Annotated in this window: 15 protein-coding genes, 1 tRNA gene and 1 pseudogene; 9 read left to right on the plus strand and 8 right to left on the minus strand. The window is 65.3% G+C overall.

Translation table 11 applies throughout. The annotated features are described in order from the left end of the window. Nucleotides 1-106 precede the first annotated feature (106 nt). On the plus strand, nt 107-1,456 hold the full coding sequence (locus tag RH858_RS08725; RefSeq protein WP_310561619.1) for a RimK family alpha-L-glutamate ligase: 1,350 nt from the start codon (nt 107-109) through the stop codon (nt 1,454-1,456). A 13-nt stretch (nt 1,457-1,469) separates the two neighbouring features. Here the strand turns inward: RH858_RS08725 and RH858_RS08730 are convergent, their stop codons facing one another. Both RH858_RS08730 and mvaD read right to left on the minus strand, forming a co-directional pair. Further along, the gene (locus tag RH858_RS08730; RefSeq protein WP_310561620.1) at nt 1,470-2,717 is read right to left on the minus strand and encodes an FAD-dependent oxidoreductase; all 1,248 of its coding nucleotides are present in this window, start codon (nt 2,715-2,717) and stop codon (nt 1,470-1,472) included. A gap of 74 nt (nt 2,718-2,791) precedes the next feature. Then, nucleotides 2,792-3,787, minus strand: coding sequence for a phosphomevalonate decarboxylase MvaD (gene mvaD, locus RH858_RS08735; RefSeq protein WP_310561621.1), 996 nt, complete (start codon nt 3,785-3,787; stop codon nt 2,792-2,794). Nucleotides 3,788-3,919: 132 nt separating this feature from the next. On the opposite strand from mvaD, the gene RH858_RS08740 reads away from it, so the two are divergent. The 6 genes and pseudogenes from RH858_RS08740 to RH858_RS08765 form a co-directional block, all read left to right on the plus strand. Continuing rightward, nucleotides 3,920-4,264, plus strand: coding sequence for a 2Fe-2S iron-sulfur cluster-binding protein (locus tag RH858_RS08740; protein WP_310561622.1), 345 nt, complete (start codon nt 3,920-3,922; stop codon nt 4,262-4,264). An 82-nt stretch (nt 4,265-4,346) separates the two neighbouring features. Further along, entirely contained in the window at nt 4,347-5,261 is a 915-nt protein-coding gene (gene pyrB, locus RH858_RS08745) for an aspartate carbamoyltransferase (protein WP_310561623.1), read from the plus strand. Between the two features lie 5 nt (nt 5,262-5,266). After that, on the plus strand, nt 5,267-5,728 hold the full coding sequence (pyrI, locus tag RH858_RS08750; RefSeq protein WP_310561624.1) for an aspartate carbamoyltransferase regulatory subunit: 462 nt from the start codon (nt 5,267-5,269) through the stop codon (nt 5,726-5,728). Nucleotides 5,729-5,905: 177 nt separating this feature from the next. Continuing rightward, nucleotides 5,906-6,772, plus strand: a complete 867-nt coding sequence (locus RH858_RS08755; RefSeq protein ID WP_310561625.1) for a hypothetical protein — start codon at nt 5,906-5,908, stop codon at nt 6,770-6,772. A gap of 26 nt (nt 6,773-6,798) precedes the next feature. After that, entirely contained in the window at nt 6,799-7,683 is an 885-nt protein-coding gene (locus tag RH858_RS08760; protein WP_310561626.1) for a dihydrodipicolinate synthase family protein, read from the plus strand. Nucleotides 7,684-7,882: 199 nt separating this feature from the next. After that, nucleotides 7,883-8,671, plus strand: a pseudogene (locus RH858_RS08765) (formate/nitrite transporter family protein); the annotation flags it as partial. 122 nt (nt 8,672-8,793) lie between these two features. Here the strand turns inward: RH858_RS08765 and RH858_RS08770 are convergent. From RH858_RS08770 to RH858_RS08795, 6 genes are all read right to left on the minus strand, one after another. Beyond that, entirely contained in the window at nt 8,794-10,200 is a 1,407-nt protein-coding gene (locus RH858_RS08770; RefSeq protein WP_310561627.1) for a class II fumarate hydratase, read from the minus strand. Between the two features lie 93 nt (nt 10,201-10,293). Further along, complete coding sequence (locus tag RH858_RS08775) at nt 10,294-10,563, minus strand: BolA family protein (protein WP_259533952.1); 270 nt, start codon at nt 10,561-10,563, stop codon at nt 10,294-10,296. Between the two features lie 67 nt (nt 10,564-10,630). After that, nucleotides 10,631-11,188 (minus strand): class I SAM-dependent methyltransferase, encoded by a 558-nt coding sequence (locus RH858_RS08780; protein WP_310561628.1) that lies wholly within the window; start codon nt 11,186-11,188, stop codon nt 10,631-10,633. A gap of 64 nt (nt 11,189-11,252) precedes the next feature. After that, nucleotides 11,253-12,266: an A/G-specific adenine glycosylase gene (locus RH858_RS08785; protein ID WP_310561629.1), complete on the minus strand. Its 1,014-nt coding sequence runs from the start codon at nt 12,264-12,266 to the stop codon at nt 11,253-11,255. A 58-nt stretch (nt 12,267-12,324) separates the two neighbouring features. Continuing rightward, entirely contained in the window at nt 12,325-12,525 is a 201-nt protein-coding gene (locus tag RH858_RS08790; protein ID WP_259533949.1) for a hypothetical protein, read from the minus strand. Between the two features lie 342 nt (nt 12,526-12,867). Further along, nucleotides 12,868-12,971 (minus strand) — tRNA-Arg (locus RH858_RS08795). Nucleotides 12,972-13,080: 109 nt separating this feature from the next. Here RH858_RS08795 and RH858_RS08800 point away from each other — a divergent pair. Beyond that, the gene (locus tag RH858_RS08800) at nt 13,081-13,641 is read left to right on the plus strand and encodes an AAA family ATPase (protein WP_310561630.1); all 561 of its coding nucleotides are present in this window, start codon (nt 13,081-13,083) and stop codon (nt 13,639-13,641) included. After that, nucleotides 13,638-14,063, plus strand: coding sequence for an RNA-binding domain-containing protein (locus RH858_RS08805; protein ID WP_259533946.1), 426 nt, complete (start codon nt 13,638-13,640; stop codon nt 14,061-14,063). Before RH858_RS08800 ends, RH858_RS08805 begins: the two co-directional genes overlap by 4 nt. Nucleotides 14,064-14,085 lie beyond the last annotated feature (22 nt).

Genomic DNA, 14,085 nt, shown 5'->3' on the forward strand with positions numbered 1-14,085 from the left:
GCGAAGCGGCCTCAAAATAGTTCCCACCCGACCGTGGTCCGGTCACCCGAGGTCGAAGTATATAATTGATAGTTATGGTTAACCTCGGGCGCCTCGAAGGACACATATGGTATCCGCTCCCGTGTCCGATCCCGTACGCGTGGGGGTGTTGAGCCTGCACGACAGCAAGGAATCGAAGGCGATCTGCAACGCTGTCGAGGCGCTGGGCCACCACCCCGAATGGCTCCGCGAACCCAACACTGCCGTGCACATGCACGCCGGAGAAATCCGACTCGAACCCGACGTCGACGTCGTCGCCAATCGACTTCTGCTTTCGAGCACGGAACAGCCCGCCGAACACGTCGGGATCGCGGAGACGATCGCCGCGTTGCGGCCGACACTCAACGATCCGCACGCGACGGCGCTTGCGACTCACAAGATCGCGAGCGCGGCGCGACTGGTGAACGCCGGCATCCCACTTCCAGACACCATCTTCGCACTGAGTGGGGAGCTACTCAACCGGCACCGCGAGCAGTTCGGCCCGGAGGCGGTGTACAAGACTGCGATCGGTACCCACGGGGGTGGCGCGTGGAAGGTCGACACGACCGAGTCGCTCAGCCCGGTGGTCGGGCAGCGCCGGGCGTTCCTGCAGGAACTGCTTTCGGTGGAGGGCCGGAGCCCTCGGGACCTCCGCGTGTACGTCGTCGGCGGGGAGATCGTCGGCGCGATGATCCGCCACGCCGCGGAGTCGGAGTGGCGAACGAACGTCGCCCGGGGCGGACGGGTCGAGGGGTGTACCGACACGGTTCCGGCAGAGGCGGCGGCGTACGCGCTCGAGGCGACGGCGGTTCTGGGGCTGGATTACGCCGGTGTGGACCTCATCGAGGGGGCGGACGGCTGGCACGTGCTCGAAGTGAACCCCACCGCGGGGTTCCGGGGGCTCTACGAGGCGACCGAAACCAGCCCGGCCCCTTTTATCGCGAAGCTGGCGATCGAACGCGGCGGCGGATCGGTCGACGACGAGCTAGTGGTCGACCTGGCGGCGACGCTCGACGACTCCGTCCCCACCTGTATGCCGGCGACCGAGCCGGAACGGTACGTCGATCCCGCCGTCATCGGATTCACAGAACGTGTCGTCGTCACGGGAGCCAGGGGAACCAGAACCGTCGTCGGGAAGTCGGACACGGGTGCCGATCGGAGTTCGATCGATCTCCAGTTGGCTGCCGACATCGGTGCGGGACCGATCCACACCGTAAGTAAGGTCCGATCCGGCAGCCAGAAGAAGGGCCGGTCCCGTCCGGTCGTGGATATCGTGCTCGGGATCGGCGGCACCCAGCACACCGTCGAGGCCAGCATCGTGGACAGGGCACACATGAGCTATCCGCTGCTGCTCGGTCGTGACGTGTTGAAACACTACCACCTGGACGTGAGCCGTCGGGTCGACGCTGCGAAACCCGATCGGCGTCGCGAGGAGTGAGGAGTGAGGCGGGTTACCGTTCGGCGAGGTCAGACAGGCCACGCTCCGGCAGGCCCAGCTCCGATTGCACCAGCTGTATCGCCTGCCGGGTTGCGCGGGTCGACGCCAGGTAGCCGCCGCCGATGGCGGCTTTCAGCTTCCGTGCGGCCTGCCCGGTGAGAACCTGTCCGCCGACGACGGCCACGGCCTCGTCCCCGACGGAGACTGCCCATCCCGGAACCGAATACCGGTACCGCTCGAGCGACGGCTCGAACTCGCTGCTTTCATCGAGAGCGTGTTCGACGAGTCGCGTGAGGTTCTCGGCGGCTGTTTCGCTCGCCCGGATGGCCGCCGAGGCCGTCGCCGGAACCGACCGGCCGTCGGCGTCGACGATCCGGCCGGCGTCGCCGATGAGGAACGTCGACTCGGTCAGTCGGAGGTCGGCACGTACCGTCGGCCGTTCCCCCGCGGTCGCATCCGGCCCCCGAATGCCGCCGGCCCACACGAATAGGTCTGTTTCGAGGGTTCCCGCGTCGGTTTCGACTGCGTCGGCGGTCGCCTCGCGCACCGGCGTTTTCGTTTTGACGTCGACGCCGTGGTCGGCGAGGGCTGCCCGGATCGCTCGCTGGAAGGAGGAGCCGAACCCGGGGGCGAGCGTCTCCAGCTGTTCGAGGAGCACGATCTCGATCCGGCCCGCGTCCGTCGCGTCGGTTCCGTTTACCGGTCCGACCGGAACGTTCCGTTCTCGGGCGAGCGCGGCGAGTTCGCCGGCGATCTGGATGCCCGAAAGCCCGCCGCCACCGATCACGACGCGACACGTCTCGCCAGTCTCGGCGGTCTCACAGACGTCGAGGAAGCGGTCCCGGATCGAAAGCGCGTGTTCCTTCCGCTTGAGCGGGATCGCGTGCTCCTCGACGCCCGGCAGATCGTAGAAGGCAGTTTCGGAGCCGAGACAGACGGCACCGTAATCGTACGCCAGCGTCCCGTCCTCGCCTGCGACCTCCGGCACCCGTCCGTCCCGGAACGTCGCGAGGCCGGCCTCGGGGTCGATCCCGTCGACGCGACCCGTCACCACTCGGGCGCGATCGAGTACCGACCCCAGCGGCACCTCGATCGCGTGGATCACGTCCGGCCGCCGGATCAGCCGGTGGAGTTCGTGTCGAACGAGATGTGTTTCAGTCTCGTCGACGAGCAGCAGTTCGACCGAATCCGGTAGGCTCGATTCGAGCCGCTGTGTGAGCGTCAGTCCTGCATAGCCCGCGCCGAAAACCACGACTCGCATATCCGAAGGGAGGTGCTGCAGCCTCTTGAGCCTCCGGGCCCGACTGGCGGACCTCGCGCGAGTCGAGCGATCACTCAAAACAGCGCGTCGCTCGGTCCGAGGACCTCCGCCGGCCCGCCGACGCTCCAGATTTCGGTGTCGACGCCGATCTCCGCGATCCGCTCTTCGACCTGCTCCTCGTAGCCCTTCCGGGTGTTCACGTAGACGGAGGCCCCGGTGTCCGTCGAGAAGTAGACTGGGACGTCTTCCTCCTGCCGGAGCTCCCGGACCACGTTGAAGACGGCGATCGTCTCCGGCTGCCAGTACACCCACCCGGAGGGCCCGGTCATCGTCGCCGCGGTGAGGGAAAGCGAATCGTGTTCGGCGAGCTCGAAGATCCGGTCGAACGAGCCGGCCCGGAGCGCGTCGCGCATCTCCCCGAGCTGTTCGTGGATGTGCGCCAGCCGCGCCTGGAACATGTGGCTCTCTTCGGCCTCCTCGTGGGCCCGTTCGGTCTGCTTGTACGCCGGCACGTGCACCGCGATCGTCCGGAGGTCCGTCTCCGGATGGAAGCCGTCGTCACCCGTGCCCGTCGGGAGCCGCCGGGAGATGCAGTCCTCGTCGTTGAGGCCCGCAAACAGCTGGGAGTAGGCGCCGGTGACCGATCGCGCCGCCGAAAGCGACCCGCGGCGGGCGACCGCGGAGATCTCCTGTCGGGAGAAGTCCAGCCCCGCAGCCTCGGTCAGCGCAAGCGCCGCCGCCGCGAAGCCGGACGACGAGGAGCCGAACCCGATGTTCGACGGGAAGGAGTTCACCGACTCGAAGCGGATCGGGTGATCGATCCCGGCGAGCTCCCGCACGTGGTCGACCACGAGCTGTATCCTGTCTTCGGCGTGGCCCTCCACCTCCTCGCCGTCGATGTAGAAGGCGTCCTCGGCGGCGTCCGGCTGCCACTCCACGGTCGTCGTGGTGTGTGTCGGCGCGGTACACACTGAGATACTGTCGTGGTACGGGATCCGCGGGTCGTTTTGCTTGAGTCCGTGATACTTCACGAGCCCCTGAATGGGGTGTGCTTTCGCTGTCGCCTTCATCGTTTACCGGGTTGGGGGCCGGAGACCGGTTAGTCGTTCCGTTTTGTGCGTCGTCTGCGGGAACCGTTCGACTCCCCCGACGCCCGCAGGCAGTGACAAGAGTTTTGCTACCCGTGACCGAAGCGGTTCGACATGGCCGAGTACACGGTGGAGTTCGTCGGCACCGGCGAACGCGTTCGGGTGTCGGACACGCAGACGGTTCTCAACGCCTGTATCGAGGAGGGTATCGCCCACGAATACTCGTGTCGAGTCGGTATGTGTCTCGCCTGCTCGGCGCGGATCCTCGAAGGCGAGGTGGCTCAGCCGGCCGCGATCGCCCGTGGACTCACCGAAACGGAGGCCGAAGAGTTCGCGCTGACGTGTATGGCGCGTCCCCAGTCGGACCTGCGGCTCCGGCGCGGCGAGTACCCGCCCAGCATCGAGGGCGAAGAAAGCGAGCCCGCAGCCGGCGAGGAAGCCGCAGGCGCCGACGACTGACGATTCTATCCACGTTCGTGGATGTCACCTCGCGATCCGACACCCGTGAGATTCAAGTCGATGACACACGCGGTGTACAGTGATGCGTCACGACCATCTCATCTCGGCGGCACAGCTGTCCCGATCCGACATCGAGACAGTCCTCGACCGGGCCGGCGAGGTCGCCAACGACCTCGGGGCCTCCCGGGACAGCCATCCCGGCCTCGTCCTCGGGCTCTGCTTTTTCGAGCCGAGCACGCGGACGAAGATGAGCTTCGATGCGGCCGCAAAGCGTCTCGGCGGCAGCACGATCGACATGGGCTCGGTCGAATCCTCGTCGGTAACCAAGGGGGAATCGCTGGCTGACACGGTTCGGGTCATCGAGGGGTACGCCGACGCGATCGTGCTGCGTCATCCAAGCGAGGGGGCAGCGAAGCTCGCGAGCGAGTTCGTCCACGTGCCGGTGATAAACGCGGGCGACGGCGCCGGCCAACACCCGAGCCAGACGCTTTTGGACCTGTACACGATTCGGGAGGAACACGGCCTCGACGACCTCACGGTCGGGATCATGGGTGACCTGAAGTACGGGCGGACGGTCCACTCGTTGGCGTCGGCGCTGGCGAACTTCGAGGTGAGACAGCACTTCATCAGCCCGGAGTCGCTTCGACTCCCCCGAAGCGTCCGGTTTGACCTCCACGAGGCCGGCGCACAGGTTCGAGAGCACACCGATCTCGAGCCGGTGTTGTCGGAACTGGACGTCCTGTACGTGACCCGGATCCAGCGCGAGCGGTTCCCCGACGAGACCGAGTATCGCGCCGTCGCCGGCGAGTATCAGATCGACGCAGAGACGCTCGCGGCCGGCCCAGACGATCTCACGGTCATGCATCCACTCCCGCGGGTCGACGAGATCGCCCCGGACGTCGACGAGACAGACCACGCGAGCTACTTCCAGCAGGCGCACAACGGCGTTCCCGTACGGATGGCGCTTCTGGAGATGCTGCTGGAGAACCACGGGTGATTTCCATGAGTGACTACCAACTCCGCGTTTCGAAGATCCGGAACGGCACCGTCATCGATCACATCGCTGCCGGCCAGGCGCTCAACGTGCTCGCAATTTTGGGCATCGACGGCTCGGATGGCCACGGCGTCTCGATCGGGATGAACGTCTCCTCCGACCGCCTCGGCCGGAAGGACATCCTGAAGGTCGAAGACAGGGAACTGAGCCAGTCGGAGGTGGATGTCCTCTCGTTGATCGCGCCGGAGGCAACGATCAACATCGTCCGCGACTTCGACGTCGTCGAGAAGAACCGCGTCGAGCGTCCCGACCGCGTTTCGGGGCTGCTTTCGTGTCCGAACCACAACTGTATCACGAACGCAGACGAGCCCGTCGAGACTGCCTTCGACGTCATCTCCGACGGCGTTCGGTGTAACTACTGCGGGACGATCATCCACGAAAGGATCGCCGAGCATCTCGCAGTGGAGTGAGTTCCCCCGGCACGGATCGGGGACGCCGAAGCGTTTTAGCCGCCAGGGGTTGGACGTACGCGTATGTCCACGAAAGCGAAGCTGCTCTTGGTCGTCGTGTTCCTCGTCCTAGTGTACGTCCTCTTCTCGGGGGACAAAGAGCCCGTCGAGGTCGAGGTTCAGGAGTAACGCGGCTGGATGTACGGAATCGTCACGCGGAACGAAGACGAGACCGGCTGGCCGGAATTCGACCGCGGGTTCTACGAGGTGAAAGATGTCTCCGGACGCGGTGGCGAGCCGATTGTCGACGCGGTCAACATGGTGTCGTGTTTCGGGGACAACGCCGCCGTCCGGGGTGACCCGTCGCTTGCGGCAATCAACGCCGACGGCGAACCCGCCACCCGGGAGCGCCCGTACTTCGACTGGTCGTACGTCTGCCCGACTCACGAGCGCTACCGCGAGGGGTTGCTCGAGACGATCGCGGACTGTGCCGCCGCGGAACCCGACGTCAGGCTCGACGACGTCGGCTTCCCCCGGGAGGGGTACTGCCGGTGTAAGCGGTGCGACCGGCTGTTCGAGGAGAGTTCGCACGACGATCGCGACGAGTGGCGCGAGGCAGTCACCACCGAGTTCGTCGAGGAGGCGGTCGACCGGATCGCCGGCCGGTCGTATCTGACGCTGTATCCCGACCCGTACCCCGGCCATCTCTCCAGACGATCGGGGCTGGACGTCGACGCACTCGCCGAGGTAGTCGACGAGTTCGTCGTCCCCCTCTACGATCTGGACTACGGGACGACCTACTGGCTCGAGTCGATCGCTCGGGGGTTCCGGTCCCGGCTGGGCGGTTCGTACGACCCCGACGGGGAGCCGCCGTCGACGCCGTTCTCGATCGAACTGTACGCGGTCGACGTCGAGATCGAGAACCTCCAGCACGCGACGGAAGTCGCAAACCGGTACGCCAAGGACGTCTTCTTCGGCTACGACGCCTCGCAGGCGGCGGCGACGATCCGCCGAATCCGGGCGGAGGAAAGCGACGAGGGGAAAACGCACCGCCCGGACGAATAAAGACCCCTCTGGACGTAGTCGTCGGCATGAACGGGATCGGACCGCCGCTGGTGACGCCGTTCGACGAGGTTGGCGACGTCGACTACGGGAGGCTCCGCGAGCTCGTCGACTGGGTCGAGGATCGGGGCGTCGACTTCCTGGTGCCGTGTGGGTCAAACAGCGAGGCGGAACTCATGACCGCCGCCGAGCGGACGCGGGTGATCGAGACGGTCGCCGAGGAGGCGTCGGTGCCGGTGGTCGCCGGCACCGGGAGCCCGGGGCTCCGGGAGACGCTTTCGGCGACCCGTGCGGCGGCGGACGCCGGTGCCGACGCCGCCCTCGTCGTCACACCCTTTTATTACGACCACGACCAGGCGACGCTGGAGGCGTACTATCGAGAACTCGCCGGCGACGCACCGCTGCCGATCTACCTCTACTCGGTGCCGGCGTACACCGGCGTCCGGCTGGAGCCGGACACCGTCGGTCGGCTCGCGTCACACCCGAACGTCGTCGGGATGAAAGATTCCCACGCCTCGCTGCCGGAGTTCGTCCGGACAAAGCGACGGATCGCCGAGGCGATCTCCGACGCCGGCGGCTCGGCTGGGGAGTTCGACCTCATGATCGGAAGCGGGAGCGTCCTCGCACAGGCACTTTCTGCCGGCGGGGTCGGGGGCGTGCTCGCGCTGGCGAACCTCGCGCCGGCGGCGACCGCCGAGGTGTACGAAATCCACGAGGAGGACCCCGAGCGCGCTAGGGAACTGAACGAGGATCTCGTGGAGCTGAACACGGCGATAACCGCCGATTACGGCGTCCCGGGTCTGAAGTGGGCAATGCGCGAGCGCGGCGCGTCCGCGGGGTATCCCCGGTCGCCACACCGGGAGCCCGACGCCGAGGCACGGGGACGACTTCAGGCATTGCTGGAAGAGCTCTGAGAGGAGGTGGCGTGGTGAACAGTCGTCCTCCGCCTTTAGCTGAAAGAGAGGGCGCTACCCCCCGTCCTCAAGGAGCCGCCGAAGGCGGCGAGTAGGCAGGGGTAGTTCACGAGGAGAAGAATGGCAACCATTCTGAATATCTGGGAGGGGGACATCACGAAGGCGAGTGCTTATCCTTTTTCTAGTATAAGCACCCAATATGACAAATGAAGGAGAAAGCGGAAGGGATTTATCCCAAAGTGCAGTTCTCCGCGACCGGTTCACGTCACACGAAATCTTCGAACGTGTGATCGTTGATGCAGACGAAGAAATCTCGCGGAGTTTTCGTGAACTCTTTTTTAGCGGCCTTGCTGCCGGCTTTGCCATCACGTTGACTGTCTTGCTGTATGCTTCGATGACACACGCCACGGATGGGATCCCGATAGTCGGCGCACTCCTATATCCAATCGGATTCGTGTACATTATTTTGGGTAATTATCAGCTCTATACAGAAAACACGCTGCCTCCTGTTGCCTTGGTCATTGAACGGATGGCGAGCGTGCCTGCTATGCTCGGGATGTGGTGTGTTGTCTTATTAGGGAACGTCGTGGGAGGAGCATTGGGTGCGACGGCATTGGCATATGGTGGCGTATTCTCCCCTGAAGCGGCACAAACCGCCGTAGAGATCAGTATGAGTGGCGTCGAAACAGACTGGATCGCGTTGTTCTTCAAAGCTGTGTTTGCAGGCCTGATCGTCGCAGGTGTCGTTTGGCTGGATTTCAGTGTGACCAGTGCGACGGCACGATTTCTCCTCATATATATGGCGTTCCTTGCGATCCCTCTCGGGAATTTGTTCCACGTCGTGGTTGCGAGTACTGAGGTCGTGTATCTCGTTCTTGTCGGGCAGATCGGTCTCTTGTACGGGGCGTATAACTTCGCCCTCCCGGTTCTGCTCGGGAACACCTTCGGCGGTGTCTTACTCGTCACCGTCGTGAATTACTTCCAGACGCCGACGTATATTCAGGAGGACCCGAGCAACCGACTCAGTCTCAAGCAATGGCTGTTCACTTGGGACAGGGGCCGGGACAAAGAGGAACTCGAACGGATGCTCGCTGATTGACGTCTTGTATTTCAGTCGCCGCCGAGAATGCCCCGGTGGGTCATCTTTTCGGGGTCGAGCACCTCATCGGCCTCCTCCTCGGTGAGATGTCCCTCGGCGATCGCGACCTCTCGGACGGTCTTGCCCTCCGCGAGCGCCTGTTTGGCCACCTTCGCGGCGTTGTCGTAGCCGATCGCCGGATTGAGCGCCGTCGCCAGCGCCATCGCCTGCTCGACCTGGTCACTGCAGTGCTTCTCGTTCGCCTCGATCTTCGCGACGAACCGTACGCCGAACGTCTCGGCGGCGTTCGCGAGCAGCTCACTCGACTGCAGGAAGTTGTGCGCTAGCACCGGTTTGTAGAGGTTGAGATCCAGCTCGCCACGCGCGGCGCCGGCCGAGACCGCGGCGTCGTTGCCGACGACCTGTTTGTGGACCTGGTTGACCGCCTCCGCGACCACCGGGTTTATCTTCCCGGGCATGATGCTGCTTCCGGGCTGGTTTTCGGGTTGTTCGATCTCGCCGAGCCCGTTTCGCGGCCCCGACGCGAGCAGGCGGAGGTCGTTTGCGATCTTGTTCATCGAGCCGGCGACGGTCCGGAGCGCGCCGTGGGCCTCCCCCATCGCGTCGTGGGCCGCCTGCGCCTCGAAGTGGTCGTCTGCCTCCCGGAACTCCGTGCCGGTCTCCTCGGAGATGTACTCCGCGGCGAGCCCGGGAAAGTCCGGATGTGTGTTCAACCCGGTTCCCGTCGCAGTACCGCCCAGCGCGAGTTCGCGGAGGTGATCCTGGACGTCGGTGACGCGTTTGATTCCCTTCTCGATCTGCGTGCGGTAGCCGCCGAACTCCTGTCCCAGTCGGACGGGGGTGGCGTCCTGGAGGTGGGTCCGCCCGGTTTTGACCACGCCGTCGAACTCCGTCTCCTTTTCGGCGAGTTCGGCCTGCAGCGTCTCGAGGGCGGGCACGAGGTCCTTCTCGACGGCCTCGAGAGCCGCCACGTGCATCGCCGTCGGGATTACGTCGTTGCTCGACTGGCCGTAGTTGACGTGGTCGTTCGGGTGGACGACCCGGTCGCCGATCTCGGCGCCCATGATCTCGGCGGCCCGGTTGGCGATCACCTCGTTTGCGTTCATGTTCGAGGAGGTTCCCGAGCCGGTCTGGAACACGTCGACTGGGAACTGGTCGTCGCGCTCGCCGGCGATCACCTCGTCTGCGGCTTCCACGATGGCGTCGGCGACGTCCGCCTCGAGGAGGCCCAGCTCGCGGTTCGCCTGTGCGGCGCCTTTCTTCACCACGCCGAGCGCACGGACGAACCGTCGCCCGAACGTGATCCCCGAGATCGGGAAGTTCTCTACTGCGCGCTGGGTCTGGGCCCCCCAGTAGGCGTCCGCCGGTACCTGCATCTCGCCGAGACTGTCCGCTTCGGTTCGGTAATCCTCACCCATAAATCGAACCTCCGCCGGACGGCGAGTAAAAACTACCTACATCGATCAGATATCCGATGGATCGACCGACGAATCCCGTCGGCGTCCGGTCGGCTACGCGCCCCCGCCGAACTCCTCGTACTCTGCGGGGGTGTACGTCTTGATCTCCAGGGCGTGGATCTCCTCGGTCATCCAGTCGTCGAGCGCGTCGTACACGAGCTGGTGTTGCTCGACGAGCGAGAGCCCGTCGAACGCAGGGGAGACGACGACGGCCGCGAAGTGTTCGTCCTCGTGATTCTCGTCGTATGTCCGCGGTCGCGAGACGGTCGCCTCCGCGTCCGCGATCGCCTCCTCGATCCGCGCCTCGATTGCCTCGACGTCCATGCCAGAAGGGACAGGGTCGGAGGGGTATAAGGGGCGGGGTCGGAGGAGTATAAGGGACAGGGTCGGACTACGACCGGATCGCCACGACGAGGAACGTCTCGTCGCGCTCCTCACCTCGGACCACCCGAAAGCCCGCCTCCCCGAGGGCGTCTGCGGCCCCCGCGAGCTCCTCCCGTTCGTCGACCGGCGGGCCGGATTCGCCGTCGCCGCGGCCCGACCAGTCGACGACGACGAGACGCCCGCCCGGGCGGATCACGCGCGCGAGTTCAGCGAGCGCGCCGTCGCCGACGAACTCGTGGTAAGTCATCGTCGAGGCCGCGCCGTCGAGTTCGTCGTCCGAAAACGGCAGGTCCGACACGTCGGCCGTGACCGGCTCGACGGAGCCCGGGAGGCCCTTCTCGCGGTAGTACTCGTGCATCTTCGCCTGGACGTCAACGGCGTACAGCGTCTCGACGTCCGGCGCGATCAGGTCGGTATAAAAGCCGGTGCCGGAGCCGAGATCCGCCAGCGTCTCCCCCGACGCCGGACGGACCAGCGACCGGAACTCCTCGGCAGAGAGATAGCGGTAGCGTCCCTCGTCTTCCAGGTTCTCGGCCTTCTCGATGTCGAAGGTGTGATGGCCCATACGCGACGGTGGGACGCCGGGAATATAACCGGCCGGTCGCGAGGTCGGCGCGTCCCGGCGTCGGTCACCGTCGCAAGCCGACCGTCAGTTTGTCGGATTCGGTGCCGTCTTCGTCGTCCCGGGCGTCCTCCCCGTTTCGGCAGTCGAGTTCGACGAGCCCGTCGTCTTCCAGCCCGGAGAGCAGGTCACGGAGCCACTCCCGACCGTGGTCGCCCGCCGGCGAGTAGTCGACGCGCACGCGCGGTCCGAGTTCGTCGAGCGCGAGTTCGTCGTACTCCGACAGCGCCCGAATCACCCGTCCACGGAACTGCCGGCGGCTCCCCTCGAAGCTCGGCTGTTCGGGGACGTCCGGCGCGGTGAAGTCGCCCGTTTCGTAGGCGCGACACCACTGTCGCCACGGACAGCCCGCTTCGTCGCAGTGTGGCGTCTGCCCACAGGCGACCCCGCCGAGTTCCATGATCGCGTTGTTCCAGGCCCGGGACTCGCCCGGCGGCATGAGCCGCGTGGCGACCCGTTCGAACGTCCGGTCGTCGTCGGGGACTGAAAAGGCGCGGTACAACACTCGTTTCACGTTCGTGTCGACGACGGCGTCGCCCGCGTTGAACGCGAACGACGCCACCGCGTTAGCGGTGTAGGGCCCGACGCCCATCAGTTCCTGGAGATCCGCGGGCGTTTCCGGAACGTCGCCGTCGAACTCCTCGATGACCTGGTTTGCGGCCTCGTGGAGGTAGCGTGCCCGATTGTTGTACCCCAGCGAGTGGTCGCTCCAGAACGCGACGACGTCGGCCCGGTCGGCCTCGGCGAGGGATTCGACCGTCGGCCACTCCTCGAGGAACGCCTCCCAGGCGTCTATCACCCGGTCGAGCTGGGTCTGCTGGCTCATCACCTCCGAGACGAGAACCGGGTACGGGGCGGTCGTCTCCCGCCACGGGAACTCGCGGTGGTCCGATTCGTACCACTCGATGAGGGCGGTTTGGATCGGGTTCAGATCCGACGGAAGGGCGATTTCGCGCTCTTCGGGATCGGAATCGGGAGTCTCGCGCTCGGCGGGGTCGGCGTCGTCGCCGGCGTCCGGCATACGCGTTCGGAGGAGGGCTCGACGCTAATGAGTGTGGCCATCTCGTGTTCGAAGCTCCTCACTCCCAGATGCCGGGTTCGATGCCGAGATGCCGGACCGTGAAGGGATACAGAACGACGATTACCAGTGCGAGCCCGAACTCCGCTGGGAGGGAGACGTCGCCCAGATACATCCGGAGGGCGGCGACGCTGATCACGATGAGGAAAAGCATGGCGAAGTAGTGGGGTATCAACTCGAGTATCATACGGGAGTCGACCATGGCGTCGGGGTGGACGAGGGCGGCGAATTTATAAAGCGTGTCGGTTCACTCACCTCGCTTGCGGCTTCGCCGATCGCTTTTCGAGGCGCTCGCTGTGCTCGCGCCTCGCATCTCACGGGCACGGTGGGATTCGAACTCGATGGCGAGACTCACTGCGTTCGTCTCGCGTAGTTCGAATCCCGGGTGCCGCTGCTGCTCACTCACGTTCGCAGACAGCGGGCACGGTGGGATTCGAACCGAAATCAGACGTGCTCGCTCGCGTCGCTCGCTGCGCGCGACTGATAGGCTTCGAATCCCACCTCGAGAAAGTTCGACACGGCTCGCTTACGCTCGCCGGTCTTACGGGCACGGTGGGATTCGAACCCACGACCATCGGATGTCTTCCCCACCCACCAACCTGGACGGGATAGAAGTCCGACGCTCTATCCTGGCTGAGCTACGTGCCCTCACTACCGGATTACCTGCCGTCGATACAAAAGGGATTTGGGTCCGGGCCACCGAAGCGGACGGTCCACATCCGTGTATATAAGTCCACGACGCCAGTAGAACCCCTCGATGAGAGTTATCGGGACTGTCGGCCTGCCGGGCAGCGGGAAAGGGGAGGCTGCGTCCGTGGCCCGCGAGGAGGGGATCCCGGTCGTGACGATGGGCGATGTCATCCGCGAGGAGTGTCGCGACCGCGGGCTCGACCCGGCCGAACACCACGGCGACGTTGCGAAGGCGCTCCGGGAGGAGAACGGCCCGGACGCGGTCGCGGAGCGGTCGCTCCCGCTGATCGAACGCGAACTCGACACCGCCGAGACGGTGCTCGTCGACGGTCTCCGATCGATGGTCGAGGTCGAGCGGTTCCGGGAGGCGTTCGGCGACGGCTTCCTCCTGGTCAGTATCGAGGCGCCGTTCGAGCTTCGTGTCGAACGGCTCGGCGAACGCGGCCGGGACGCCTCCGACGTGAAAACCGAAGCCCTGCGGGCCCGCGACGAGCGTGAACTCTCCTTCGGCATGGGCGAGGTGATGGAGCAGGCCGACCTCACCGTCGAGAACACCGACTCTCTCGAGGCGTTTCGACGGACGGTCCGTCGGATCCTCGAGGACGGACCCGAGGCGATCGAACAATGATCTACAGCATCGACGTCCACATCGAGGCACCCGTAAACGACACTGAAGTGACCGACCGGGTCGCCGACGCGATCCGAAATCTGTTCCCGGACGCCGAGATCGAACAGCAACCGGGTCGGCTCGTCGCCGAAACCCACACGCTGGATCCGCTTTCCGACCGGCTCCACGAACAGGAGATCCTCGACACTGCGCGTCGGGAGTTCCTGAAAAACGCACGCAAGGGCGGCTTTTCGTTCCGGCTCAAAAAGCAGGCGGCGTTCCAGGGCGTGATCAACTTCGCCGTGGGGAACCCGGACGAACTCGGCGACGTCGAGGTCGACGTGATCGTCCGCGAACCCGACGTCGAGACGTTCCTCGACCACGTCGTGCCGGAGACGGAGGACGGCCAGCCGGTCGATCCCGATCGAATCGGGGGAGAGTAATCCCGCTATCGGGAGCCGGCAA

Source organism: Halalkaliarchaeum sp. AArc-GB, assembly GCF_031432225.1.
In the GTDB taxonomy this organism is placed as follows: domain Archaea; phylum Halobacteriota; class Halobacteria; order Halobacteriales; family Haloferacaceae; genus Halalkaliarchaeum.